The organism is Pseudomonas sp. PS02303 (assembly GCF_029959925.1).
In the GTDB taxonomy this organism is placed as follows: domain Bacteria; phylum Pseudomonadota; class Gammaproteobacteria; order Pseudomonadales; family Pseudomonadaceae; genus Aquipseudomonas; species Aquipseudomonas mandelii.
Genome location: NZ_JASCOM010000001.1, coordinates 63,883 through 87,017 on the forward strand (window position 1 = coordinate 63,883; position 23,135 = coordinate 87,017).

General features: G+C 55.3%; 22 protein-coding genes and 2 pseudogenes. 3 read left to right on the top strand and 21 right to left on the bottom strand.

Features of this window, described 5'->3' with window-relative positions:
- Positions 1 to 29: 29 nt before the first annotated feature.
- Positions 30 to 686: pseudogene (locus tag QMX98_RS00240) on the top strand (DUF4917 family protein).
- Here QMX98_RS00240 and QMX98_RS00245 read toward each other — a convergent pair.
- From QMX98_RS00245 to QMX98_RS00260, 4 genes are all read right to left on the bottom strand, one after another.
- A complete protein-coding gene (locus QMX98_RS00245) occupies positions 638 to 889 on the bottom strand; it encodes an antirestriction protein ArdR (protein ID WP_282409989.1) in 252 nt (83 codons plus the stop codon). The pseudogene QMX98_RS00240 and the gene QMX98_RS00245 overlap by 49 nt on opposite strands.
- A gap of 16 nt (positions 890 to 905) precedes the next feature.
- The gene (locus tag QMX98_RS00250) at positions 906 to 1,325 is read right to left on the bottom strand and encodes a hypothetical protein (RefSeq protein ID WP_282409990.1); all 420 of its coding nucleotides are present in this window, start codon (positions 1,323 to 1,325) and stop codon (positions 906 to 908) included.
- 39 nt (positions 1,326 to 1,364) lie between these two features.
- Entirely contained in the window at positions 1,365 to 2,045 is a 681-nt protein-coding gene (locus QMX98_RS00255; protein WP_282409991.1) for a hypothetical protein, read from the bottom strand.
- A gap of 123 nt (positions 2,046 to 2,168) precedes the next feature.
- Positions 2,169 to 2,987 carry an abortive infection family protein gene (locus QMX98_RS00260; RefSeq protein ID WP_282409992.1) on the bottom strand — a complete coding sequence of 273 codons (819 nt, stop codon included), beginning with the start codon at positions 2,985 to 2,987 and terminating at the stop codon, positions 2,169 to 2,171.
- A gap of 303 nt (positions 2,988 to 3,290) precedes the next feature.
- Here QMX98_RS00260 and QMX98_RS00265 point away from each other — a divergent pair.
- Positions 3,291 to 3,948: pseudogene (locus QMX98_RS00265) on the top strand (SOS response-associated peptidase).
- A gap of 19 nt (positions 3,949 to 3,967) precedes the next feature.
- Here the strand turns inward: QMX98_RS00265 and QMX98_RS00270 are convergent.
- From QMX98_RS00270 to QMX98_RS00300, 7 genes are all read right to left on the bottom strand, one after another.
- Positions 3,968 to 4,294 (bottom strand): hypothetical protein, encoded by a 327-nt coding sequence (locus QMX98_RS00270; RefSeq protein ID WP_282409993.1) that lies wholly within the window; start codon positions 4,292 to 4,294, stop codon positions 3,968 to 3,970.
- A gap of 1,365 nt (positions 4,295 to 5,659) precedes the next feature.
- On the bottom strand, positions 5,660 to 6,010 hold the full coding sequence (locus tag QMX98_RS00275; RefSeq protein ID WP_282409994.1) for a nucleotidyltransferase domain-containing protein: 351 nt from the start codon (positions 6,008 to 6,010) through the stop codon (positions 5,660 to 5,662).
- Between the two features lie 10 nt (positions 6,011 to 6,020).
- On the bottom strand, positions 6,021 to 6,266 hold the full coding sequence (locus QMX98_RS00280) for a hypothetical protein (RefSeq protein ID WP_282409995.1): 246 nt from the start codon (positions 6,264 to 6,266) through the stop codon (positions 6,021 to 6,023).
- A 261-nt stretch (positions 6,267 to 6,527) separates the two neighbouring features.
- Positions 6,528 to 6,755 carry a hypothetical protein gene (locus tag QMX98_RS00285; RefSeq protein ID WP_282409996.1) on the bottom strand — a complete coding sequence of 76 codons (228 nt, stop codon included), beginning with the start codon at positions 6,753 to 6,755 and terminating at the stop codon, positions 6,528 to 6,530.
- 134 nt (positions 6,756 to 6,889) lie between these two features.
- Positions 6,890 to 7,123, bottom strand: coding sequence for a hypothetical protein (locus QMX98_RS00290; RefSeq protein WP_282409997.1), 234 nt, complete (start codon positions 7,121 to 7,123; stop codon positions 6,890 to 6,892).
- Between the two features lie 229 nt (positions 7,124 to 7,352).
- Positions 7,353 to 7,745, bottom strand: coding sequence for a hypothetical protein (locus QMX98_RS00295; protein WP_282409998.1), 393 nt, complete (start codon positions 7,743 to 7,745; stop codon positions 7,353 to 7,355).
- Positions 7,746 to 8,114: 369 nt separating this feature from the next.
- Entirely contained in the window at positions 8,115 to 8,903 is a 789-nt protein-coding gene (locus QMX98_RS00300) for an antitoxin Xre/MbcA/ParS toxin-binding domain-containing protein (protein WP_282409999.1), read from the bottom strand.
- A 77-nt stretch (positions 8,904 to 8,980) separates the two neighbouring features.
- On the opposite strand from QMX98_RS00300, the gene QMX98_RS00305 reads away from it, so the two are divergent.
- On the top strand, positions 8,981 to 9,529 hold the full coding sequence (locus QMX98_RS00305; RefSeq protein WP_282410000.1) for a 3'-5' exonuclease: 549 nt from the start codon (positions 8,981 to 8,983) through the stop codon (positions 9,527 to 9,529).
- 28 nt (positions 9,530 to 9,557) lie between these two features.
- Here QMX98_RS00305 and QMX98_RS00310 read toward each other — a convergent pair whose 3' ends face one another.
- From QMX98_RS00310 to QMX98_RS00355, 10 genes are all read right to left on the bottom strand, one after another.
- A complete protein-coding gene (locus QMX98_RS00310) occupies positions 9,558 to 10,040 on the bottom strand; it encodes a Mov34/MPN/PAD-1 family protein (RefSeq protein WP_282410001.1) in 483 nt (160 codons plus the stop codon).
- Positions 10,037 to 11,821, bottom strand: a complete 1,785-nt coding sequence (locus QMX98_RS00315; protein ID WP_348967354.1) for a ThiF family adenylyltransferase — start codon at positions 11,819 to 11,821, stop codon at positions 10,037 to 10,039. The genes QMX98_RS00310 and QMX98_RS00315 overlap by 4 nt, the downstream gene beginning before the upstream one ends.
- Positions 11,805 to 13,055: a nucleotidyltransferase gene (locus tag QMX98_RS00320; RefSeq protein ID WP_282410003.1), complete on the bottom strand. Its 1,251-nt coding sequence runs from the start codon at positions 13,053 to 13,055 to the stop codon at positions 11,805 to 11,807. The genes QMX98_RS00315 and QMX98_RS00320 overlap by 17 nt, the downstream gene beginning before the upstream one ends.
- The gene (locus QMX98_RS00325; RefSeq protein ID WP_282410004.1) at positions 13,055 to 14,221 is read right to left on the bottom strand and encodes an SAVED domain-containing protein; all 1,167 of its coding nucleotides are present in this window, start codon (positions 14,219 to 14,221) and stop codon (positions 13,055 to 13,057) included. Before QMX98_RS00325 ends, QMX98_RS00320 begins: the two co-directional genes overlap by 1 nt.
- A gap of 738 nt (positions 14,222 to 14,959) precedes the next feature.
- Positions 14,960 to 15,310: a copper-binding protein gene (locus QMX98_RS00330; protein ID WP_282410005.1), complete on the bottom strand. Its 351-nt coding sequence runs from the start codon at positions 15,308 to 15,310 to the stop codon at positions 14,960 to 14,962.
- Entirely contained in the window at positions 15,307 to 18,465 is a 3,159-nt protein-coding gene (locus tag QMX98_RS00335) for an efflux RND transporter permease subunit (RefSeq protein ID WP_282410006.1), read from the bottom strand. Before QMX98_RS00335 ends, QMX98_RS00330 begins: the two co-directional genes overlap by 4 nt.
- The gene (locus QMX98_RS00340) at positions 18,462 to 19,946 is read right to left on the bottom strand and encodes an efflux RND transporter periplasmic adaptor subunit (RefSeq protein WP_282410007.1); all 1,485 of its coding nucleotides are present in this window, start codon (positions 19,944 to 19,946) and stop codon (positions 18,462 to 18,464) included. Before QMX98_RS00340 ends, QMX98_RS00335 begins: the two co-directional genes overlap by 4 nt.
- A complete protein-coding gene (locus QMX98_RS00345; protein WP_282410008.1) occupies positions 19,943 to 21,199 on the bottom strand; it encodes a TolC family protein in 1,257 nt (418 codons plus the stop codon). Before QMX98_RS00345 ends, QMX98_RS00340 begins: the two co-directional genes overlap by 4 nt.
- A 99-nt stretch (positions 21,200 to 21,298) precedes the next feature.
- The gene (locus QMX98_RS00350; protein ID WP_282410009.1) at positions 21,299 to 21,640 is read right to left on the bottom strand and encodes a hypothetical protein; all 342 of its coding nucleotides are present in this window, start codon (positions 21,638 to 21,640) and stop codon (positions 21,299 to 21,301) included.
- A gap of 309 nt (positions 21,641 to 21,949) precedes the next feature.
- Positions 21,950 to 22,930, bottom strand: a complete 981-nt coding sequence (locus tag QMX98_RS00355) for an arsenic resistance protein (protein ID WP_282410010.1) — start codon at positions 22,928 to 22,930, stop codon at positions 21,950 to 21,952.
- Positions 22,931 to 23,135: the final 205 nt, after the last annotated feature.

The following is a 23,135-nucleotide window of genomic DNA, read 5'->3' on the forward strand; positions in this document are numbered from 1 at the left end:
ACACCCTGTTGTTGGGGAATGGTGCGAGCATGGCTTTGCATCCGGGCTTTGGTTACGGTTCGCTGTTTGAAAGCGCGCTAGAAAACGGTCATATCACCCCAGCAGTCGGGGCAATTTTCGATTAATTTGGAGTTACCGATTTCGAGCTGGTGCTTCGTCGCCTTTGGCAAGCTAGCCTTGTAACGGAAGCCCTAGAGATCCCGCACGGGAGAGTGGAGGAAGCATACGCAGAGGTTCGGAGGGCACTGATCGCAACGGTTAGAGATGTTCATGTCGACTATGATGAGGTGCTTCCCCATCTTCATTTCATTTATCGCTTCATGGCGCGCTTTGGTACCGTCGTTTCACTGAACTACAGATGGGTACTCGGGATAATAGTGTCTCATGGCGTCATTTCGTGGTTTCAGCTGTTTGCGCAAAGGCCGGTCAGGTTCATGCCCTGCTACTGGTTAACCAGCTGGAGTTGCTGTTTGTCGACAGTATTCAGCTCTGAGCAGTCCAGCCCTTGGAAGCCAGCATGCCCGAGCAGTTTCGCGGCTAGATGTGGATGTCCCAGCCGAGTGGCCATAGCTACTGCGGTAACAAAACCGTGTTCAAACTCACTGAGCGCTTTAAGAGGAGTACTCATCGACTTTTCTTACGTGCTGGAAGGGACAGCTGCGACCCAGCATTTTGCGCCGTTGTAGTCGTCGCCACCTTCGGCGATAAAGACGTGACCGTCTGCATCCACCGCGTACACGCCAGGGCGCTCATGGCTAGCATCACGCAATGAATTCTTCCACCCATAAACAGAGCCTTGCCAAACCAGTACGACGCCACCACGGTGTTCAGGGTTGCCTTCACGCCACCGAGCAGCGGTTGCGCGTACTGCTTCGATCAATTGGCTCATGGTCGGATTTCCGTGATCACTTACAGCGATAGGTAGAGAACATAAACTGGTAGACGCTGGCTGTGCTTGGCTGTGCTTTAAGCTCAATGGTCATTCCACGCTTGGCCCAGTTCAGGAAACCATCGATCACGGTTTTGTTAGTAACCAGCTCTGGGATACAGATAGGCCCCCTGCGCTTTAAAACGTGGTCGTTATAGGCATCAGCGTAGGTCCAGGAATCACGCCAAGTTTTGAACTGCACGATGCACATCAACACAAGCGCCGTATCGTCTTGTGTTGCTTTTTCCTGGGGAACGCTCATCCGGGAACAGGTGTCGACAAGACCTTGCCCTGTGGACCAATCGAATCCACCGGCCGAATTGGCAGGGACTGAAAATGCTGCGCTAGCCATTCCCAACGAAAACATGGCGCTGAACACTCGAATTCCTTTTTTCATATCCGCTCCTACGGGCTTAGCCCAAAGCTGCCGGGCCTGTCATTGTCGTATCCCAGGGTGCGCTTGCAAGCCTATCTCGACTTCAACGCTGCTACCACTGATCAAAGCCACATCGCACCTGCTTGACACCGACACGCTTACCTCAGAGACATCGCTCATGAGCTGGATCATATAGCTGAAAACGGCCTGTGCCGCCTGTTCGTAAGGAAGCGAGCCAAGAGACGTTCTAACCACCTCTTGCAAGCTCGACTGCACGGCTTGAGCTTCCATAGAGCTAATACCGCCGGGAAGGCATAACACCCTGTACTCACCCAGCACGACAAGACTGTCTGCACTGACTGACTGGTGATAAAACCTGACCCGTGTGACAGCCTTGCCTTGCTCCGTTGCTGGGTAGGTGAACACCCACGATGTTTCGCGTAGGTCCTCATCAAGGCGAGAGCTGCCGCTGTACCGCTCTGAGTAATCCTTACGGGCTAGTAGAATCGACTCCAGAACCTCACCCGAGTCATTGAAGTTTTTCCCACCGAACTTTGATTTCACTTCATCGAGCATTTCAACAATGCCAGCGCCTGTGATCACGCCCACACCGGTTTCCACGATTTTTTCAACGTCGTCATTGAGCACGGCCCTTAAGCCGTCTGCATTGATCTGAACAGCCCGCTTGTCAGCGGCAAGAATGACATGCTCGCCGAGGTGAGCTACGAGAATGCAGGTCATGGAGTAAATCCTCGATGGTGGGGAACCCTGTGGTTGCATGCCACTTAGCGACTATTGTATGTAGCGCCTCGATAAGCCGACTCAACATCTTTTTCGTTTGCTTGGGCTGCTTACCTGGGGGTTTCAAAATGGAATGGACTCATCCCAGAAGGGATCTTCAGTCTTCTTATCAGAGGTCTTGGTCTTGATTCTCGCTTCGACCGCCTTGATGAAACGGATGGATGAGGCCACGTGATTGAAGATCAGCAGGCTCTCGTCGTAGTTCAGAATTGGATTGTCATGTGCGAGGCTCTTGTTATTGCGCACATCGTTGAAGGCCTCCAGAACCGAGATACTGGATCGTAATATGCGCTCTGTCATCGCCGACTCAAGGTGGCCACTCCCGCGTAGCGCCTTCACATATTCACCGAACACACTGTGTAACGGTTTGTCCCGGCTGACCGTTATGCCATGCGGCTCACAGGTGACCCGGATGAACTTGTTTACGAATGTGTGCAGGCGATCTAAAGCGCCCTCCGGCTCGTTTTTCTCGATGGCTTCGCGCACATGCTGGGCCACCACTTCGAAATCGCGCTCGTCGGCAATCGCCGTCAGTGCCTCCAGATCAGCGACAGGCTGATTACTCAAGAGGCGCTGGGCAATCTTACGGCAGTCATCCTCAAGCGATGAGTTGCTGTTTTTCAGTAGTTTGAATTGGAGCCCGTAGGCAATCAGCCCTTCGAGGACTTTACCAACGGTGTGGTTCTGCCCAATGTCCCAGAAGGTACGCATCCGCTTGGCCTTAGAATCACCACCGACTCGGAACTGGGCAGAGTCAATATCGACACGGAAGTCGAGAAAAAACTCTGCATAGGTGCGATCCGAGAAGTTCAGGACATACCCTTCACCCATACCCAGAAGCATTTCGAGTTTGCGCCGCTCTAATGCACTGATCTCAGCCATGTCTTTGTCTCAACTTCGCGGACGCGAACACCGCGCCCTGGTACTGCGAAAGGCCCTTTCGGGCCGGTGGTGTGCTGCGATATTTCAATAATCAGTCTCTTAGAGCTGTTCGGTATTCCCTATAGGTCATCGGCGGGCTCCTTGGAGCGGGGGGCGATTCAACCAACCCGTACCTAATCTTGAGGGGCGTGCAAGTTTAGCGCGACCGTGGTGCCTTCGTAGAACTACAAGCCTAGCCGCTAGACGACCTGCGGGGATGGCGAGCGATGGCCTATGATGTGATTTTGTATCGGAGGTACGGCAATGTGTAGTCGATACGAAGCACCTTCGTCAGAAAGGCTCCGGGCCGGGTTCGGTGCAGCACCGGACCAGCCTTTCAAAACAGCCCTGTGGCCGGGGTACATCGGGCCTTTCCTGCGTGCTCGAGGAGCCGAAGAGGCCGAGGAGGGAGAGAGCCCTGTGGAGGCACTGGTCGGGATGTTCGGTCTGCTACCGTTCTGGGCGAAGGACACCAAGCTCGCGCGCAGCACATACAATTGCCGGAGTGAAACGGCCGCGTCCAAACCGTCGTTCCGATCGGCCTGGGCCAAAGCCCAGCACTGCATCATTCCGTGCACCGCGTTCTACGAGCCCGACTGGCGTTCTGGCAAGTCAATCCCCACACGCATTACCCGGGCAGACGGTGGTCTGATAGGCATTGCGGGCCTGTGGGAGCGGTGGGTTAATCCGGCGGGAGAGGTGGTGCACAGCTATAGCATGCTCACGATTAACGCGGCGGATCCACCAGTTAATGCGCAATTTTCACAAGCCCGATGACGAGAAGCGCATGGTGGTCATCTTGCCGAATGGCGTGCATCAGGATTGGTTGCGGGCGACGGCGGAGGAGAGCATGGAGTTTATGCGGCCCTATCCTGCCGACCGGCTTATCGCCGAGGCGGAGCCAGTCCAGGGCAAGGCATAGTCGGCACAGCCTTGGCCAGCTAAGCCTCCAGCGTGGGTTTGAGTTTGTCACTGTCGATCATTCGCGTGGTCGAGGTGTCTCGATTGCAATGGGGATTTAGTAGTGCCAGCGGCCTAGCTCGTTGGACCCATTGAATCGGCTGGCCGTCGAGGCCTTCGCATTCATCGACCGGACCGGAAATGGTGTAATCGGCGCCGGGATGCTCGCCGAGAGGGGCCGGCGGGCACGCCCAGTTCAACCCCTCCAGGCGCTTGCGCGCCTGTTCCCAGCTTTCCCCCGGGCGCGCACCGGCTTTCACCTGGTCATCAGTCAGCAGCGGCAGCTTGTTGGGCTCAAGCGACGACATGGTGAAAACTCCTTTCAGACGGATAAGCTTCCTGTTACGGACAAAGTTGAATTCCGTCTAGTCTCGTGTGGGCGATTGGCCTGGGCCACCCCCGCCCACTCCCATACCATGGGTCGGTGGCGGTCTCGATGGTGTTGGCTCAAAACCTTGTAACGCATCCCATCCGGCCCTGTGACCGTCGGCACGCCTTACGCCAGAGTTATCTGGAGTCGGAGTAGGTTTGGGGCCTGGAGCTCCATCTGCACGGCGACCGTCGATTTGACCCACGCCGCTCTGCTGAAGGCCGTACTGCTGAATAACCTCCACCATTATTGAGCGCACTTCGGCTGCCGTTAATGGCTTTTCACAGCCCACGGGATTTGTGAAAAGTACAGCTGGCTGACTAACCTTTTGCGGAATTCCAAAAGCCTTATCGTAGGCGGCCTTTCCATATTTTTTTTCATACCGCTCCATGCACTCCATTGCATAGCTGGACGAAAACTGTGAGCAAGGCGGCTCGCGCGCGCCAGATAGGGGATTGATCACTCCTTCCGCGGTATAGGGTGGGTTATAAGCGTTTCCATAATCGAACATTGCTGCGTTCTGGGGACTCGAACGACAGCCAGCGATCAGCAAAAATACTGCAGCGACCCAGAGCAGTCTTGCCATAACACATCACTCCCTGGCCTAAGATTCTTTTCAAGATTGAATCTAGTTGCGTTTTCCTGTTTAGGAAAGCTGCGTCGATACACTCCGATCTACAAGGAATACATTCGCGTCCTGACTGTCTGGAGGGAGTGGTGCCTAGCCCAACTTTGTCAGCTGGGCTTGGGCCTTACCAAGGTTTTCCTATATGGCAGGGACGTTCTCAATGAACCAAGCTTTTAACCCACCACTCAATCCAAAAAACTGCGATGCCGGTGATTACGATCACAACGGCCGCGATTCCAATACCGCGCCATTTTGCTGCCTTTTGCATGTCTTCTAACTCCTAAACCTATGCTGGCTGTGGATCCTCGACTAACTCGAAATAATCGTATTGAACGGCGCGTACTGTTCCCTCGATACCCGTACCGTCACTCAGCTTTATGTGCGCTCGGGTAAGGCCTGGAGCTTTTAGCAGGGCGACCCCAATTTCGGGAATGACAACCGAGATACACCCGTGCATGCGCTGCATGACCACTTTGACGGTTTTCGGCTCTGCTGTTCGGCCTAATCCGCCTGGCTGACCGTAAATGAGGGTTAATTCAACTGGACCTGTATACAAGCTCACGAAAAATTCCTGTCGTTCGGTAAAAGCGAAAATCGCATCTTTCTACGTCCTCGGCCCCGGGTTTCGGCCGGGGCTTGGAAGTACCTGGGCGGCAGATCCGCACCTTTCCTGGATCAGGTGGTAGGTATGGCTAAGGTAGTACTTTCAACCTCATAGACCACGATACTTGATTGCTCCAACGCCTCATGGATGCGAGGTGTCTCTACCTCATCTCCGTACCAATCAAGGTCAATGGTTACAGGAACAACGCCGGCTATCGAGGTTTTGAGCCGCTGCGCTTCACCAGCCCAAGTTGTAAATGGACTGCTATCACCTGGTAGGGTGAAAACCTCGACCGCAACATCAAGATCGCTATCTGCTCGATGTGTGCCACGAACCCGGCTGCCAAAGAGGTAGGCCTTGCGAACAAGAGGTTGGGTGCCGGCCCACTTCGCAACCGCGGCTGCCATATCATCAAATTCCATGATTTTTCCTTCAGGTGTCGATGTTCGGCCAGCACTCCGCGGTAGGTCGTACTGGTCGACCATGCGCGGCGTCGGCATAGCCAAGACGGGCCAGGCGCTGAGCGCGATAGGTCAGGCTCTGTGCATTGCTCCATGGGGCGCCTGCATCGTGCCGCTTACGACCGACCATATACGGTATATCAACATTGATCGAGTGGTACCCAGCACCCTCGGCAAGCAATCGGGCAACGTAGCGTTCAAGCAGGTCGGCGCGCATGGGACATTCCTAGAACGGTGCGCTGTCGAGCGCAGGCATGGTTTGGGGAATGGTGGGAGAGGGTGACTTGGCTTCGCGGGCTCGCACCTTCGCCCAGGCTTCGGTGCTGTCCTCGCTATGGCCGCAATGCCGGCACTGATAGCCGTCACTGCGCCCGCTCGGATCGGAGTCGCATTCGTGGAACTCCATCGGCGTGAAGTGGCACATGGGCACCGGCCCAATGTCGAGCCTACGCATAACATTTGCTCTGTCATGTTTTCTTCAGCCATCGCTATCGGTTTTGAACAACTCGTTTTGCCATGACGGGTAGGTTTTAAATATCGCTGCCACGACTGCTTCTTCGCCGGCGCCGGTTGCAAGGCCCTGGCGAACCATATCGTCTAACCAGAACAGGAACACGTCGCGCTCAACCTTGCATTTGCCATGATGCTGCTCAATAGCGTCGGCAAGCTGATTGAGAAATTTGAGAGCTTCAGTCTCTTCGCTCATGACAACTCCTATTCAACATTCTTTTGTTTTATCAGTTGGCTTGTGCCGCCCCTTCTCCTTGAGTTCACGGACGACGCTTGAGGCGAAACCTTTTTTGGTACCTGGATGGCCAGCCTGCCTCCGCCCGCCTTCAGTCAAGAGTAATGATCGCGCGTTTCTCTCTCGATAAATGTACGAACCCCGCCAACAATTTTTTTCCCAAGACGGCGCTCGACTTTTTCAATGAACTCATCAATAAATTCATCTTCTTCTGCAAATGTTAAATCCCGGAACAAGCTTCTCATCTCATGATGCGAAGACTTAAGGCCGGACACAATCTCACTAGCCGCCCGCCAAGCCTCCTCCTTAGTCGCAAATTCCGTTGTCATAAATGGTTACCAACAACATAGTTTGACACAACCCCTCACGTAAATCGGGGCCTGTAGGATGATCCGGGGTCCACACAACAGCAACATAGATTGACACAGATGCGTCACACTTCAAATACGGGGCTCGATTTGGAACAACATAGTTTGACACAACAGCGAGAGCAATCATTCATGCCGAAACAGTATGTGAGCGCGACCGGTCACTCAACTGTGTGGAAATAACGGTTTTTCAGCACAGGCTCAGTGCGATGTCTAAATCTGTGCGCAACCTTCGACCGGCCCCCATCAGCACATAAACTGTGTTTTTTGTTCGAAATAAGCAGTCGTGGGTGAAGGAAACACCCAGCGTTGTTCTGACCCAATCACCAGTTGGGAAGCGGCCCTTACTGTCTTGGATAACGGTCAAAGCGTAAACGAGAGCAGGAATTAGCTCTCTATCCGTAATGGCTTTTCGCTGACGTGTTGTAATGTCGAGATCCAATATTGCCCAATCAGCAACAAGACAATAGGCACGGGAAGGGAAATGCAGACGGGCGAGCGCCACAGCATCTGAGGTGGTGAGTTGGCACCCGTCTATTTTCTCACCCGCAGAAAGCACTGAGACAAAATCTGCCAGATTCATTTGTACCTCCGGCCGATCAAAAAAAACCGATTCGAACGAGAAGCATCATTCAGCTTAGCTCCCAGCGACACACGAGATTCCGATGCCGACGAATAACAGCTGGGCCATGTCACAGCTGGTCCGTCTTCTCCCCTCATCTCACTGAACGGGATGATTTCTATGGAGTTGTCACCGGATAAAGTGGTTTGCGCCAGTACCCAGCTATGCCATTGCCGTGCTTGAACCCTACCTCGCGGTAGGTGCCGATGTGGGTGAAACCTAGTGCTTCATGGATGCCCGTGCATGCCGTATCGGCAAGGCGACGCCGGCATAGGCGCATGAAATTCATGTTACTCAAGGAGCGGTAGAAGCCGTTTGGCTGCGGCTGAATCAAAATGACATTCCCTCAGACACTTGAATCAGCATTTCTTCGACTAGATGCGTGCCAAAGGTTGTAGTGACCATCGACGATGGGCTTTCTCCCAAAAAACGGGCTTTGGGTTTGGAAAGCCATTGTTTGGCCTTCCCTTTGTGACCGAAGATCACCTCGGCCATGGCGGTAATGTGTGCAAACCGGAACAGGCGATCGCTCTCATGCAACGTTAAGAGCTGATTGGCTGACAGTTTTGTTTTGAGCGTTTTGGATTGAATGATTCTGTCGCGTTCTTCGTCGCTTAAGGTTCCATCATCACAAAGCACTTTGATCAGGCTGACCGAGAAACCAGCTACTATCATGTCGTGAATGTCCAGATCCGAGGCATTGACGGAGATATGAAGAAGCGCCTCCAGACGCGCGCGGTAAGCATGATAGACATCCTGACGCAGGGCGCCAGCCAACATGGGCCGCACTGATGTTGCGTTGTGCATGGGCGTCAGCACTAATGTGCCATTCGTTACCGTTAGCTCCAGGTCGTCCCCAACACCTAACCCCATTTGGTCAAGCAACTCTTGAGGCAGATCAATGATGATGTCGCCAGTACCGTCTTCAGTATTCTGGCATTTGGCTATCCAACGCTCAGTTTCACTCATGATCGTCCGGCCCTCGTCTGCCATCAGAGAATGACACACATCATTATGCTCGGGCGCAGAGCTGACCAAAGGAACGCGCAAGCCGCTGGTAGACATGCACTGCCGCTGCTCGAACGCCGGATAGCGAGTGAAAATCAAAAAATCGGTCAATGGCTTTGCCTGCCTTTCCACCTTCACATGGTTAAGAGCCTGAGCGTGATCAGGTAACTACACGAAAAGGATATGACATGCACCCTGATGAGCTTTATGTTTCCGTCGACGTCGAGACTTCTGGGCCTATACCAGGCGAATACAGCCTGCTTTCTATTGGAGCCTGTCTTGTAGCCCAACCTGCAACGTCCATCTATCTTGAACTACGACCTGACAGTCCAAAACACGACCCGGAAGCACTGGCAGTATCGGGGTTGAGTTTGGAGAAGCTGGAGCGCGAAGGACTCACTCCGCAACAGGCGATGCTGACATTTGGGGAATGGCTGAAATCATCCTGCCAAACGGGGCAGAAGGTCATTTTCGTAGGACTCAATGCACCGTTTGACTGGTCATTCGTCAATTACTACTTCCACAAATACTTGGAAAACAACCCCTTTGGTTTTACCGCTATCGACATGAAGGCCTACTTCATGGGAGCTGTAGGTTGCAGCTGGCAGGAAACAAAATCATCCAAGATGACTGCTGCGCTGAAGCCACTCAGCGAACCGAACCATAACGCATTGGATGATGCTCGCTTTCAGGCAGAGCTCTTCGCGCTAATGCTGGCGGGTAAAGGTAATCGCTGACGAGCCTCCCATGGCACCGACTTGATGCTTATCTAAGCCAGGTTGCCTCAACATATCTGCCGCCCCTGAACGACCACGCCTTGATGCCTTCTGGTTTTTCGGATTTGCCAACAATAACGGCTATTGGGTGCGGCAGATCCTGCGTGTAACGCGCAGCAAATCTGGAGAAACTTCCTATGTCTGCCGGAGAAATCACCGGAACAGATTGGGGATGCGTATGCCAATAGCCAACCAGACGTAACCCTTGTTCGTTGGCAGCTTGGATCTCCTGACGGCACCGCTCCGCATCCAACTCTAGCCAAGACCAGCCTGACCGATCGGCGCGATGAGGCAACGTGGCCAAGGCCAGCAGCAACCCTTTCGGATCAACCGGGTTGACGAATAACTGTCCCCCTCGCTCCACGCCAAAAAGACCCTGCCGATGACTATCCAAGATATCCGCGACAGCATGCGACACCAATAGCTCGGAATCCACCTCCGCCCATCTCCAGCGCCAAGCGATATCCGTCATACCATTTCATCCTTATGTTCCGGCCATCCGCGCTCGAGTAGAAGTTGCTGCGCCCCCTCTGGCAGTTTGGGCCCATGGTATTGGCCTCCTAAGCTCGGCACATCTTCAGGCCTGTAGATACTGCTAACCCAAGATGCAGTAGCGATGTTGCCGGTCAATGCGCGTAAAGCCGTGTGCGACACCATAGAGGCGATGTTGGTCATCCCCAGCGATCCCCCTGGAATAAAGCTCTCCCCACACGCGGGCAGTGGAACCACACCTCCTCCCGGCCACTCTGTAAACTTATGAAGGAAATCGCCGATGTCCGTGAATAAATGACGGCCATCAAAGGTACCGGCTGGTGCGAATAGCGCGTGGCCTACCTGGGTATACGGTTCGCTCCAGGCTTGTAAAAGTCCCCAAGAAACGCCGCTGGATTTGGCTCGCCATACAGTGACCTCCGACTGCCAATCTGCTGTCGTAATCACCACAAGATCTGCGTTATCGAACACTTCTGGTTTGCTGCTCATAACTACTTCGGCGAAAGTCGAATAAGCGGTGCATTCTGTAGTCGGAAGATCTAACAGAATCTTGTCCCTCAACGCTGAGGCTTTCAGCCTCCCTAGGCTATCCGCTCCCAGAACGTGCCTACCCAGATTGGCTGACACCAGAGTGTCAGGATCGATGAGGGTAAGGTGGCCGACACCGGAGCGTGCCAATTGTATTGCCACCGCACTGCCTAACGAGCCAACGCCAACACAAACGACCCGAGCATTTTCAAGGTGCTTTGCAGTGCCGCTTATATCGCGGGACAGAATGGACGCACGATCAAGCACGTCTAGGGCAGTTGCGCGGACAAGTGCCGGAGGATGTGCATTTGCGATGGCTGGCCGGCGGCGCGCTGTGCGCAAGCCAAACTTTGCCCCCCGCTCTTGCTGTACGCCAAGCGAGCGGACATTGAGGCAATAAGTTGGAGCATCCGTCCCCCCAGGAAGCTCCAGGACAATCCATCGACTCGCCAACGTTCCATGCAGCTCAAACCATGCCAGCAATTGCTCGGCATCGTCTGGTTGAAGGTGTGGCGTGAGCCACAGCAATAAATCTTCTGGATCCGGGGTGCGGATATCCGGATAAGTCTGAAGCTTGACGTAAAAACCAGGAGTTTCGGCCGCGCGAATGACAGCGGAGCGCCCGACAACCCGTCGGTAATGCCCTTTGAGTGCAGCTATGTTCGATGCTAGCCAAACCGTTTCCTGACCGGATGGCACAGCCCGGCGCGGATCGCTGAGAGCAAACAACTGCGAGGCAGCCTGAGGTCGATCCAAAAGTAAAAGGTTCTGGTACGACTGTCCGTGCTGAAAAGACCAGTAGGTAGTGATCTCATTCTGAAATTCAATATCGCGCGTTGCCTGACTTGATCCCATCTTGGACAACGCAACGATCTGGGCCAAGCGAGCAAGACTGTCCTCTACCACGACCTCCGGGGAGCCCATAATGGGGCGTTCCTGAAAGCCATGAAGGCAAAGCCCCGACTTAGTGGCATGCGGCCAGACCAGCCATGGAGAAGGTTCGACGTTCAGCCGCAAGAGCCCACGGGGAAAGTTGGAGGGGAAACCAATACGCAGTCGCCGCTCCTGCCCCGTGTAATCAATGGGCAAGGGGAAGTGAAAGCACGCCGCTTCGTCAGCCCGCATGGGTGCGGGCTGGAGCAATGTATCGGCAGCATCCTGACCTAGGGTGTTTCGCAGTGCGGCGATTCCGCGCTGCAATGGCGTCTTAATAGGATCAGCCAAGGCGTCCAACTGGCTTTACGCTCGACTGAGAGGTTCCGCCACCGCTGACCCCTCCGAAGAGCGAACCCATCGAAGCAGAGTTTCGAGTAGTGCCATCCGGTCGACCGGGCATCGTCCAATTCGCAGGGATTTCATTGTTCACTGCCGTAATGAATGCCGGCGCAATACCGAAATTCTTTTTCACTGCCTCGGCAAAAGAATCATTGGATTCAAAACTTTCCAAACCCAATGACACGGATGCACTGGCGTCCGCATGCCACTTGGCAAATGCTTGGCGATAGCCTTGCCCCTCGCCCGGTCGATTCCACTTCTCTGCAAAGTTTTCGCCGTTATCGGCAGGATTGCAGACAAAGCAATCGCTACCTCTATGCGCGATGTGCTGCGGCATTCTGCGAACGATTTCCAAAATTGCATCGAGCGGTGCCAAAGGCTTCGACTGGGACTCCTTCACGACCTCCAGGTATGCGTGAGTGGCCAGAGTGGTGATAACTGCAGATATGGGACGAGTATCAGCGCTCCTTGTTTTGATGGCCCATTCATCGCGATGCCGCTTCAGCAGCTTTATGGTCGCACGCAGGGGATCTTGATCGATGTAATCCTGATAATGCGGCAAAGGATCTTGTGTCGCGGCATCAAGCATCCGCTGGCTTTTGGCAACCACCAAGCTTTCCAGAGAGATTTCTTGGGCGGAAGCAACCTGCAACCAATTCGAATAAGGAATAGGGCTGCTTGCTTTCCACCCTGTGACCCGATCCGGAACCTCAAGCTTACCCTCGCCGTTTGCTTCGCCATTTCCGTTGATCGCGCGGGCAGGTGTGACATCGATGTGGAAACCTGGATTTTCGTCGGCATAAACGATCCGAATACCACGACGTAGTTGCTTAACTTCTTCCTGAACGCGGGAGCCTTCCCTAAAACGCTGCTCAATCGCCTCTAGAACTTCCTTCGCACCAGCGCCTTGAGCGTGAGGGAGCCAGATAATCGCGTCCGCATCAATGGTGTCCAGATCCGCAGGCGCGCCGGGAATTGGCTTAATGGTCGTTTTCAGCCGCATTGAGCCCTGAACGAAGATATGGGCCTCAGCGAGCAGCGGATTGTCAGAAGCCGAGAGGATTTTTTCCAGTTGTGAGTACCGGTCATTGATTTTTTCGTACTGCGCTTCCGACAGCGAGATTTCCCGCGCGGCGCGAAGCAGAAAATATTCCCAACTGCTGCGCTTGGTCTGTTCGTTGCTCAAAAGCATTACATACCCTCCTGGGCCACGGGACCCAATTGCAGTGTTTGCGTAAACCGATCTTGGTTTTCTTTGTCCCGATCGAAGATCAGGTACGTATGTTGATGCTGTGTGGTGAGCAACGCGCCAAACTCGATGGCCAATGCCGCAGGAATTGCGGCAAAGACGTGGATAGGGTCAGGGGTCTGAGCCTCAAGCTGGCTCAGTCGTATTTGAAGTGCGTCGCGAAAAGCATGAATCACCCGACGGTTCTGTACCATCGCGTAGCTTGGTTCTGGGATCGACAGCTCTGCAATACGTGCACCGGGTAGAGCATCGGTCACGTCGCGAACTGGAACTTGCGCAGAAATGGAGAGCACCAACGCCAGTGGGCCATCGCCGTCGGGTGGAGGCGTAAACAGAAAACCGGGCGGCTCAGCAGACTGATCGGGCCAGCGCAAAAGATGCTCGCGGTGAAAAGAGAAGATTAAGCGTTTGGAACGGTCGCCGATACTCTGGCCCAACATCATCAATGCCGGTATATCGGCCAAGCCTACTACCGCTAGCGCGGGCGAGTCGCCATAGGTGCCGCCGCGACGCTTGAATTGCTGCTCCAACTCATACTGGATGCTGTCTTTGACGTTCTGCCAATAAGTAGTGTCTCTGCCGCGTGGTCCGGGCGCAGCGAAGGTGATTTTGATGCCTTGATCGAAGGCGGTTAATCCTTCGGCAGACATCGCCGTCAACAGATCGCGCACGGGAATATCGTTGATCGTCTGGAAATGCTGGCTCTGGACAATGAGAGGAATGGCTCTGCCACCATCGGGGGTCGTTGCGGCGAGGCGGATGCGTTCCAGGTACGCTTGGTGTAAACCACTCAAATCATTTTCAGGATACCCATCTGCGTCACGATCAATTTTGTCATGACAACCTGGGCACAGGAGCATCAGATTAGCGGTATCGTTTGTGTGCGCCTCAGCATCATGATCCGCGCGTCCCCGAGGGCCTTTGGGACTGGCGGGCAGAATATGCGCCACTTCGCCCCATCTCATTGGCTTGCCGGCACGATAGTCGAACGTTAGATCCGTACCGCACAGTTCACAATGACCAGCGGTCTGTGTCCATACGATCCGCTTCGTCTCATCATTTGTGTTGAAGCGCCCGCTTGCGGGCTTAGCGTCTTCTTGTTCTGCCATTCCGGCCTACCCCCGAGAAACATCCATGATTGAAAACGATGATGGCAAGATAAGATCATATTAAGGGCATTTGCCTCGATTTCAAAAGAGATCTGAGGGTGGCGAATGCTGAGTCGGCTTCGAGCAGGACGCTTTTTTGACTCGCGAAACGGGGGTGATGGCAGCGCTCGTTTTCTGGCAGTGTTAGTGGGTAACGGTGCTGACCACAGCGTATGTATCTAAATTAGCGAGTTTATGCAAAATACATAAACTCGCTAATTTCGATACATATCTACTTAAAACCATACGAAGTTAACTTCGAGGCCACCCCGCACCCGCTCCCGCAAGGGGCGCTAAGGCGTTTTGCATCACGCAATTTGCCATGGCGTGCCTTGAAGCCTCGTTCAGCACCTGATGATGTTATCTATGTCTCTTTTCTTCGCCATCCGTCATCAAACCTCTGCCTGAATTCCGGCACTCGAACGACGTGCTGCGATTACCGATAGAGAAGGAAGCAATCCCTTACAACATCTCGGCGTAGGACTAATAAAAACGTAAACACATCCACGATGGCTGCCAGCAATGGGCTTTCGCCACGAATGGCGTCGTCGACCCATTACTGCTTTCCCGGACTGCGGATATCAGCCAAAAATAGTCATTCGATCACCATCACTTACGTGCAAGTTTCCCTGAACAAGTGGATGTAATGGGTCATGTCCGGCACGACAAAGCGTGCCGGTCACTTTTACCACGGCTGTTTCACTTTTTGATGGACACAATCGTGGCTTTGCCGCCCTCTAGCCGAAAGGAAAATGACACACGGTCTCCGGCCGTCAGCCCTTTCAGTTGATCTTCCGTCACGGAAAAGGCCATGGTCATCGGTGGCCATTGCACAGCTGGAACAGCGCCGTGAGCGATGGTCACCGTATGCTTCGTAGTATCGATAGCCTTGATCGTTCCGTCGGCGGTGGCCACTGCAGCCTGCGTTGTTTCCTGCTTCATCTGCATGCCCTCCATTCCGTCCATTTTCGTGCCCGGCATATCCTCTGCGTGGGCCGAAAGAGACAGCGTAAATACGGTGCTTGCAACTGCAATCAGGGTCAATTTCATACGACTTTTCCTTGAGATGTGGTGGGTACAAATTGGAGGTGCCGGCGGCGCATCAATCGATAGGCTGCCGGAATGACAAACAGGGACAGCAAGGGAGCGGTGACCATGCCGCCGACCATGGGTGCAGCAATTCGGCTCATCACCTCGCTGCCGGTCCCGCTGCCCAGCAAAATGGGCAACAAGCCAGCAATGATGACCGCCACGGTCATCGCCTTGGGTCGCACGCGCTGTACAGCGCCTTCACGAATCGCCGCAACCAGCCCATGTTCAGTGTTGTCGCCGAGGTCTTCACGTTCGGTCCAGGCGTTCTTCAGGTAGAGCAGCATAATCACGCCGAACTCGGCAGAAACCCCGGCCAGTGCGATAAAGCCGACACCGGTGGCGACCGACAGGTTGAACCCCAACAGATAAAGGAACCATGCCCCGCCAGTCAGTGCGAATGGCAGAGTGGCCATGATCAGCAGGGCCTCATCGAAGCGGGCGAAAGTCAGATAGAGCAGCACGAAGATGATCAACAGCGTGGCAGGCACCACCAGTTTGAGTCGTGCGTTGGCCCTTTCGAGAAACTCGAACTGTCCCGAGTAGCTCAGGCTCATGCCGGGCTGCAACTTGACCTGCTCGTTGACCACCCTGCGTAGATCGGCGACTACCGAGGCAATGTCCCGGCCACGCACGTCGATGTACACCCAGCCCGAAGGTCGTGCGTTCTCGCTCTTGAGCATCGGCGGACCGTCCGTGACTTTGACCTTCGCCACTGTGCCGAGGGTGATCTGGCTACCTAGCGGGGTATAGATCGGCAATTGCTCCAAGGCACCGAGCGAGTCACGCCACTCCCGTGGGTAACGCACGTTGATCGGGAAGCGTGCGAGCCCTTCAATGGTCTCACCGACATTTTCACCGCCGATAGCGCCGGCCACGATGGACTGCACATCGGCGATATTCAGCCCGTAGCGGGCGGCGACTTTGCGGTCGATATCCACATCGATATAGCGACCACCGGTCAGTCGCTCGGCCAGAGCCGAACTGACACCGGGTACCCCCTTGGCCACTCGCTCAACTGCCTGGGTGGCCGCATCGATCTCAGTCAGATTGGTGCCGGCAACTTTCACTCCGATGGGACTCTTGATCCCCGTGGCAAGCATGTCGATACGGTTACGAATCGGTGGTATCCAGATATTCGTCAACCCAGGGACTCGTACCACTCGATCCAGTTCTTCCACTAACTTTTCCTGGGTCATGCCTGGACGCCATTGCTCGTGCGGCTTGAACTGGATCGTGGTTTCGAACATCTCCAGCGGTGCGGGGTCGGTGGCGGTTTCAGCGCGCCCCGCTTTACCGAAGACGTGTTCGACTTCAGGCACGGTCTTGATCAGACGGTCGGTCTGTTGCAGCAGTTGTGCCGCTTTCTGCGCTGACAATCCCGGCAGAGCTGAAGGCATATAGAGCAGGTCGCCCTCGTCCAACGGGGGGAGAAACTCGCCACCCAAGCGAGACATTGGCCATAGCGCACTGGCAAAAACCAATAGCGCCACCAGCAGCGTGATCTTTGGTCGACGCAAGACTGCATCCAGGGCTGGCTGATAGATCCGAATCAACCACCGGTTCAACGGGTTCTGATGTTCACTGGGAATTCGTCCTCGAATCCAGTAGCCCATCAGCACCGGCACCAAGGTCACCGACAATCCCGCCGCTGCGGCCATGGCGTAGGTCTTGGTGAAAGCCAAAGGACCGAACAGCCGTCCCTCCTGAGCTTCCAGCGTGAACACCGGAATGAACGACAGAGTGATGATCAACAAACAGAAGAACAGCGCCGGGCCTACCTCTGCCGCCGCTTCGGTCATCACATGCCAATGCCGCTCACCCTTCAGTTCTTCCCCCGGATTGGCCGCGTGCCAAGCCTCAATCTTCTTGTGGGCGTTCTCGATCATCACTACGGCCGCATCGACCATGGCGCCGATGGCGATGGCTATCCCGCCCAAGGACATGATGTTGGCGTTGATGCCCTGGTAGCGCATGACGATAAAGGCAATCAGCACCCCCACCGGCAGCGAAATGATCGCCACCAGGGATGAGCGCAGGTGCCAGAGGAAGATCCCACACACCAACGCGACGACGATGAACTCTTCGATGAGCTTGTGGCTGAGGTTTTCCACGGCGCGGTCGATCAGCTTACTGCGGTCGTAGGTGGTGACGATTTCCACCCCGGCCGGCAGACTGCTTTTCAGTTCGTCGAGTTTGGTTTTGACCGCCGCAATGGTCTCGCGAGCATTCTTGCCGCTGCGCAATATCACCACGCCGCCGACGGTCTCGCCTTCGCCGTCGAGTTCGGTGATGCCACGCCGCATTTCCGGACCCAACTGGATCGTGGCGACATCGCCAAGGGTCACCGGCACACCACCCGAAGCCAGCTTGAGCGGGATCGCCCGAAAGTCATTGAGCGTCTTCAGGTAGCCGGAAGCACGCACGATAAACTCGGTCTCCGCCATCTCCAGCACCGCGCCACCGGTTTCCTGATTGGCCTTGCCGATAGCTTCGGTCACTTCAGCCTGAGTGATACCGAGGCTGGCCAGTTTGAGCGGATCAAGCTGCACCTGGTATTGCTTGACCATGCCTCCCACTGTAGCGACTTCTGCAACGTTGGGCAGAGTCTTGAGTTCGAACTTGAGGAACCAGTCCTGAAGTGCTCGAAGCTGGGCTAAATCGTGACCGCCACTGCGATCCACCAGTGCGTACTGGTAGATCCAACCCACCCCTGTCGCATCCGGCCCCAACGCCGGTTTGGCGCTGGCCGGCAACCGGCTTTGTATTTGGCTCAGGTATTCCAACACCCGCGAGCGGGCCCAGTACAAGTCAGTGCCGTCTTCGAACAGCACATAAACGAAGCTATCCCCAAAAAAGGAATAACCACGCACGGTCTTGGCCCCTGGTACTGAGAGCATGGTGGTGGCCAACGGATAGGTCACCTGATTCTCGACAATCTGCGGCGCTTGTCCTGGATAAGGAGTGCGGATGATCACCTGAACATCGGAGAGATCCGGCAACGCATCGATGGGCGTACTCTGCACCGACCAAATACCCCAAGCCGTGACGAACAGTGTCGCCAGTAGCACCAGGAATCGGTTGGCCACCGACCAACGAATGAGAGCTGCAATCATGGCTGGCTCCCCGATTTATTCAGGTGCTCGACACGCAAGCCATCATCGGTCTGGCTCACCGCGACCCGAACCTTGTCACCAGCCTTGAGGCCCTGCATCAGCGCCGGACTGGCGAGAGGGAACGTCATCGTCATGCCAGGCATGCCCAGCGTCTTGAAGGGGCCATGGGCGAGCGTGACTTCTTTGTCGTTGATTTCAACGATCTGCCCATCCGCCTCATGAAAACTGGAGGCTGCTTCATTGGGCGGAGACTCTTTCTCCGAGCTAGCAACGATGCCTTTGAGACTGGCCTCCGAGTCGAGCAGGAACTGGCCAGAGGTCACCACCTTCTGGCCTTCTTCCAGACCTTTCACTATCGCCGTCTTGCCATCGCTTTCCTGGCCGAGTTGCACTTCAACCGGACGGTAGCGGCCAGCTTCTTCGGCGAGCATCACCAGAGCACGTCGGCCAGTGCGAATGACCGCCTCGCTCGGCACCCACAAGACACTTTGCCCGGTTGAGCTGTTCAGGCGTACGTGCGCCGTCAAACCCGGTCTGAGGCGCCCGTCCGAATTGGGTAGTTCCACCCGCACGCGAAGCGTGCGACTGTCCGGATTGGTCTCGGGCAAAATCGCGCTGACCTTGCCATTGAGCATTGTCCCAGGGAAAGCTGGCAGACGCGCTTCGACTGGCTGTCCCACGGTGATAGCTGCGGAGTCCGATTCTGGAACAGCCACGGCTAGCCAGACACTGCTCAAGCCATTGACGCGCGCCAGAGTGTCGCCAGTCGCCACGGTCATGCCCGTACGAACATTCAACTCTTGCAGCACACCGGCAATAGGGGTGGTGAGTGTCAGGTAGGGCTGAACCTTACCGCCACGCTCTACCTGAGTAATCAGTGTTGCCGGCATCCCTGTGAGCCGCAGTCGTTGTCGGGCCGCAGCCAACAAGTCAGCATCTCCATTGCGCCTCAGCGCAAAAAACTCTGTCTGGGCAGCCGCCCATTCCGGCACCAGAATATCCGCCAATGCCGCATTGGCTTTGAGCATATCGCCTGGAGCATGTGCGTAGACCCGCTCCACAAAGCCAGCGGTGCGTGCCTGGATCACAGCGACATCACGTTCGTTGAACGCCAAGACACCTGTCACGTCGAGGCTGGAATCAAAGATCCCACGGGTGACAGTCGCAAAACGCAAGCCGAGATTCTGGGTCAGACTTGGATCGATACTGACGGTCGCACGGTCCCCTGCTCCGCTGGCATACTGAGGGACCAGTTGCATGTCCATGAAGGGAGACTTACCCGGCTTATCGAACTTTTGCTGCGGGTACATGGGGTCGTACCAATACAGAGCCTTGCCTTCATCCGGTGAACTGAGGCGCTGTTCCGGGGCGGTACCTGGTACTCCGCTCATGCGCTGGTGAGCGAACCAGTAGCCACCGGCAACACCCAATGCCAGCGAGATACCTACAAGCCATGCTCCATTCCATTTTTTAAGGATCATTGGGTGGACTCCCCATAAGCAAAATACAGACGCGCACTGGTCAGTGCTCGTTGCTCTTCCACATCGATCTGTTTGAGGCGGGCCTCGATGAGTTCACGTCGGGCGGCAACAACAGCGTTCAAATCGCCTTTGCCGGACCGATAACTGGCCATGCTGAGTTCGACCTTTTCCTTGGCCAGCGGCAACAGGCTTTCCTGGTTTCGGCGCACGGCACGATTCAGGCGTTCATAGTCAGCCAGTTCGTTTTCCAGTTGCTGAGTGTGCTCGCGTGACAGGGCTTCGCGCTCGGCCTCAAGCTGACTGAGCTCAGCCTGTTTGGCCGCAATTTTGGGGTTTTGCCGCGAGTCAGGAAACAGCGGTAGGTCCCAGGAAAATTGCACGCTGACCATATCGCCAAACTCACGGCCACGGCGCTGGTAATCCAGTTCCCAGCTCCAGTCCGACTGCTTCTCCGACACGGCCTCACGAACCTTGGCTTGCGCTTCGCGGGTCATTGGCGCAAACGCGGCCAATTCGGGGTGGTGTTGCAACTTATGGGAGTAGCCTGAGGTATCTACGGGCCATTCAGGCAAACGACCCACGGGCTTGTCGTTGGCGGCGGAGCCAATCCAGCGCTTGAGGGCTGCTCGCGCCTGGGCTCTTTGGAGAATCAGATCGTCCTGTTGCTCCGCCAGTTGAGCCGCTTCCTGCTTGGGTGTCACCGCATCAGCGGGTTGAGCGCGACCTCCGGCAATCTGGGCTCGGACGGTATCGGTCAGCAGACGATTTTCTTTGTAGAAGTCCTGGAACAGCGCATCTTTGCGCTCAACCGAGTAGCTATTGATCCAAGCTAACGCCGTGGACTGGCGTACCTTCAGACGCTCGACTCGACGCTCCGCAGCGGCGCGATCCACGGCCGCATCGGCGACCTCAATTCGCGCTTTGCGCTTGTCGCTGTTCGGCATCTCCTGCCTGACCCCGACCATTTGCATGGTCATGAAGTCCTGGTCGATGCTCCAGCGATCCGGACCGCCAATGGGGTAGTTCTGCACACCCAGCAGCAGTTTGGGGTCAGGTAGCTCACCGGCTGGAATAGCCGCGCTGCTGGCAGCCTGAATTTTGGCGTCTTGTGCAGTCAGCGACGGCGCATTGTTTTCGGCCAGCCGCAACGCTTCATCGAGTGTCAATGCGGCAGCGAAGCTCGGCAATGCCAGTACGCTTGCCGCCAGACCGGCCACAAGGGACCAACCTGTGCAATAGCACTTGGAGTTCATGTTTACGATTCCTGTGATCATCCACTGCTCGCGTCAAAAGACATGCGCACAGCTAGTCCATCCCCCTAATGCGGAATGAGGCTCAATGTGGGACAGGAATCAAACGCGGGGCGGTCGCCATACCCCGGATGGGGTCTGTATGGGTAGGGAATCGCTGAAAAAGGAAATCGCTACTGGGCTGAACAAGGTTACGGGAGGCTTGAGGATTGAGACTTGCAGCATCCCGCCCGTCTTGCATTCCTGACCCGGCTTGCAAGGCTTACCGTGCTCGGAAGGGCTTTTCATATCGTTGCAGCAGTCCATCCCCATGTCGTCCATCATCGCCATGCCCATCGTCTTCATTGGGCAAGGTTCTGTTGGTGCCTGAACACCCGCCATCCCGCTGAGGGGAAGCGCCAAGCTGATAAAGAAGATGAGGCAAAACCGCAGATAGCGTTTCATGGGCTGGAGTGTAGTCGCTGAAAATGGCTCTTACAATTGGACACGTGTCATCAGCAACCGGTCCTCAGGTCCGACGTAGGCGATAACACATAATGTGAATTAAGCCAGCATTATGTGTAAAAAATAGGCGCTCATGCTGGGCTATTTACCCGTCATAAGTGGGCTCGCAATAGATTTGGGGAGCAATGGAACCAAAAACAAACGTAAGCTCTGCATCTGCCGTTTGGGGAGCAACGGAGCAGAGAGTGCATTTAAGCTCTATGTGGTTCCGTGAGCTTGCCATCCCGAAGGCTGTACTTCCAGGTAGAGTTATGGGGCCGATACGGTCGAGCGAGCCCGCCAAACGCAAGCTGGTATCGCCCGGATATAGATCAATTCCCCAATCAGCTCCACTAGTGTTTGGGTAATCACCGCCGCTGCAGCGAGGCCGCGAACCTCTTCTGGGAGGGCAAGAGCCAGTGGCAAAACCACCAGAGAGTTTCGGGTTGATGCACTGAAGGTGACGGCTCGGGCAGTGGCTGATGGCAACTTGAAGAGCCGCGATGCGAGAGCTCCCATTAGCGGAGCCAGAAGCAGAAAGCCCATGTACACAGGAATAACCGGCGCTAGCTTATCGATGACGCACACCACGGGCGTGATTTGCGAACCCACCACCACGATGAGCACAGCGGCCATTGCGGGTACCGGTAACCACGCCCAGGCAACGCTCCAGGCTCTGACGATAGCTGTGCGCTTGGATAGGGCCTCGGTGACTACGGCCAGCAGTAAGGGGGCTACGATCAGCACCAGGAACGCCTCCATGAACGGACCCACCGATACCACGATAGCCGATTGGCCACTGAGCATGATGCCCAAATAGAAAGGCAACAGTGCGAGCTGGAGCAACAGCAGGATGGGCGTCGCAGAGAGAATAAGCCGGGAATCACCTTTGCCGATGTGGGTAAATACCACTACATAGTCGATGCAGGGCGTCAGCAACACTAACAGCGCGCCTACAAGAATGGCAGGATGCTCGGCGAGTACTCGGGTTAGCCCCCATACCAGCAGGGGGATAAACACGAAGTTGGCGATCAACAGTGCCGCCATGAACGGCTTATGGCTAAGCCCCTCCCGCAGGTTCAAGAAGGGAATTTGCAGGAACATGGCATACATGAGAACGGCAATGGCTGGGGTGACCAACAGCTCCAACCTTTGTCCGGTTGAAGGAGCCATAAGCCCGCCTATCGCTGCCGCTATCACGGCGACGAAATAGATCGGAATCTGGTTCCGCTCAAGTGCATCCCTGTCCATAGTTCCTCCTCTCACCAATCAAAAGTTCGCAAGCCTATGTAATGCGGGGCAGCGCGTCGAGCATCCATGTGCAACGCAGGTAGTATGGCCTCAGTCCGTCACTGATATTTGACCGGGCAGCCATAGGGCTGAGTCGATGGGGTAGACACCGATACCCTAAAAGTTTGCATTTCGGCATCTGCGCTTTCATCGGATCGCTTCTCGA

Excerpts from the sequence above, each read along its gene's own strand:
- QMX98_RS00340 (WP_282410007.1), bottom strand. The coding sequence starts at position 19,946 with ATGATCCTTAAAAAATGGAATGGAGCATGGCTTGTAGGTATCTCGCTG.
- QMX98_RS00310 (WP_282410001.1), bottom strand. The coding sequence starts at position 10,040 with ATGACGGATATCGCTTGGCGCTGGAGATGGGCGGAGGTGGATTCCGAG.
- QMX98_RS00325 (WP_282410004.1), bottom strand. The coding sequence starts at position 14,221 with ATGGCAGAACAAGAAGACGCTAAGCCCGCAAGCGGGCGCTTCAACACA.
- QMX98_RS00320 (WP_282410003.1), bottom strand. The coding sequence starts at position 13,055 with ATGCTTTTGAGCAACGAACAGACCAAGCGCAGCAGTTGGGAATATTTT.
- QMX98_RS00255 (WP_282409991.1), bottom strand. The coding sequence starts at position 2,045 with ATGACCTGCATTCTCGTAGCTCACCTCGGCGAGCATGTCATTCTTGCC.
- QMX98_RS00290 (WP_282409997.1), bottom strand. The coding sequence starts at position 7,123 with ATGACAACGGAATTTGCGACTAAGGAGGAGGCTTGGCGGGCGGCTAGT.
- QMX98_RS00260 (WP_282409992.1), bottom strand. The coding sequence starts at position 2,987 with ATGGCTGAGATCAGTGCATTAGAGCGGCGCAAACTCGAAATGCTTCTG.
- QMX98_RS00270 (WP_282409993.1), bottom strand. The coding sequence starts at position 4,294 with ATGTCGTCGCTTGAGCCCAACAAGCTGCCGCTGCTGACTGATGACCAG.
- QMX98_RS00355 (WP_282410010.1), bottom strand. The coding sequence starts at position 22,930 with ATGGACAGGGATGCACTTGAGCGGAACCAGATTCCGATCTATTTCGTC.
- QMX98_RS00335 (WP_282410006.1), bottom strand. The coding sequence starts at position 18,465 with ATGATTGCAGCTCTCATTCGTTGGTCGGTGGCCAACCGATTCCTGGTG.
- QMX98_RS00305 (WP_282410000.1), top strand. The coding sequence starts at position 8,981 with ATGCACCCTGATGAGCTTTATGTTTCCGTCGACGTCGAGACTTCTGGG.
- QMX98_RS00350 (WP_282410009.1), bottom strand. The coding sequence starts at position 21,640 with ATGAAACGCTATCTGCGGTTTTGCCTCATCTTCTTTATCAGCTTGGCG.
- QMX98_RS00285 (WP_282409996.1), bottom strand. The coding sequence starts at position 6,755 with ATGAGCGAAGAGACTGAAGCTCTCAAATTTCTCAATCAGCTTGCCGAC.
- QMX98_RS00250 (WP_282409990.1), bottom strand. The coding sequence starts at position 1,325 with ATGAAAAAAGGAATTCGAGTGTTCAGCGCCATGTTTTCGTTGGGAATG.
- QMX98_RS00330 (WP_282410005.1), bottom strand. The coding sequence starts at position 15,310 with ATGAAATTGACCCTGATTGCAGTTGCAAGCACCGTATTTACGCTGTCT.
- QMX98_RS00345 (WP_282410008.1), bottom strand. The coding sequence starts at position 21,199 with ATGAACTCCAAGTGCTATTGCACAGGTTGGTCCCTTGTGGCCGGTCTG.
- QMX98_RS00245 (WP_282409989.1), bottom strand. The coding sequence starts at position 889 with ATGAGCCAATTGATCGAAGCAGTACGCGCAACCGCTGCTCGGTGGCGT.
- QMX98_RS00295 (WP_282409998.1), bottom strand. The coding sequence starts at position 7,745 with ATGAATCTGGCAGATTTTGTCTCAGTGCTTTCTGCGGGTGAGAAAATA.
- QMX98_RS00275 (WP_282409994.1), bottom strand. The coding sequence starts at position 6,010 with ATGGAATTTGATGATATGGCAGCCGCGGTTGCGAAGTGGGCCGGCACC.
- QMX98_RS00280 (WP_282409995.1), bottom strand. The coding sequence starts at position 6,266 with ATGCGCGCCGACCTGCTTGAACGCTACGTTGCCCGATTGCTTGCCGAG.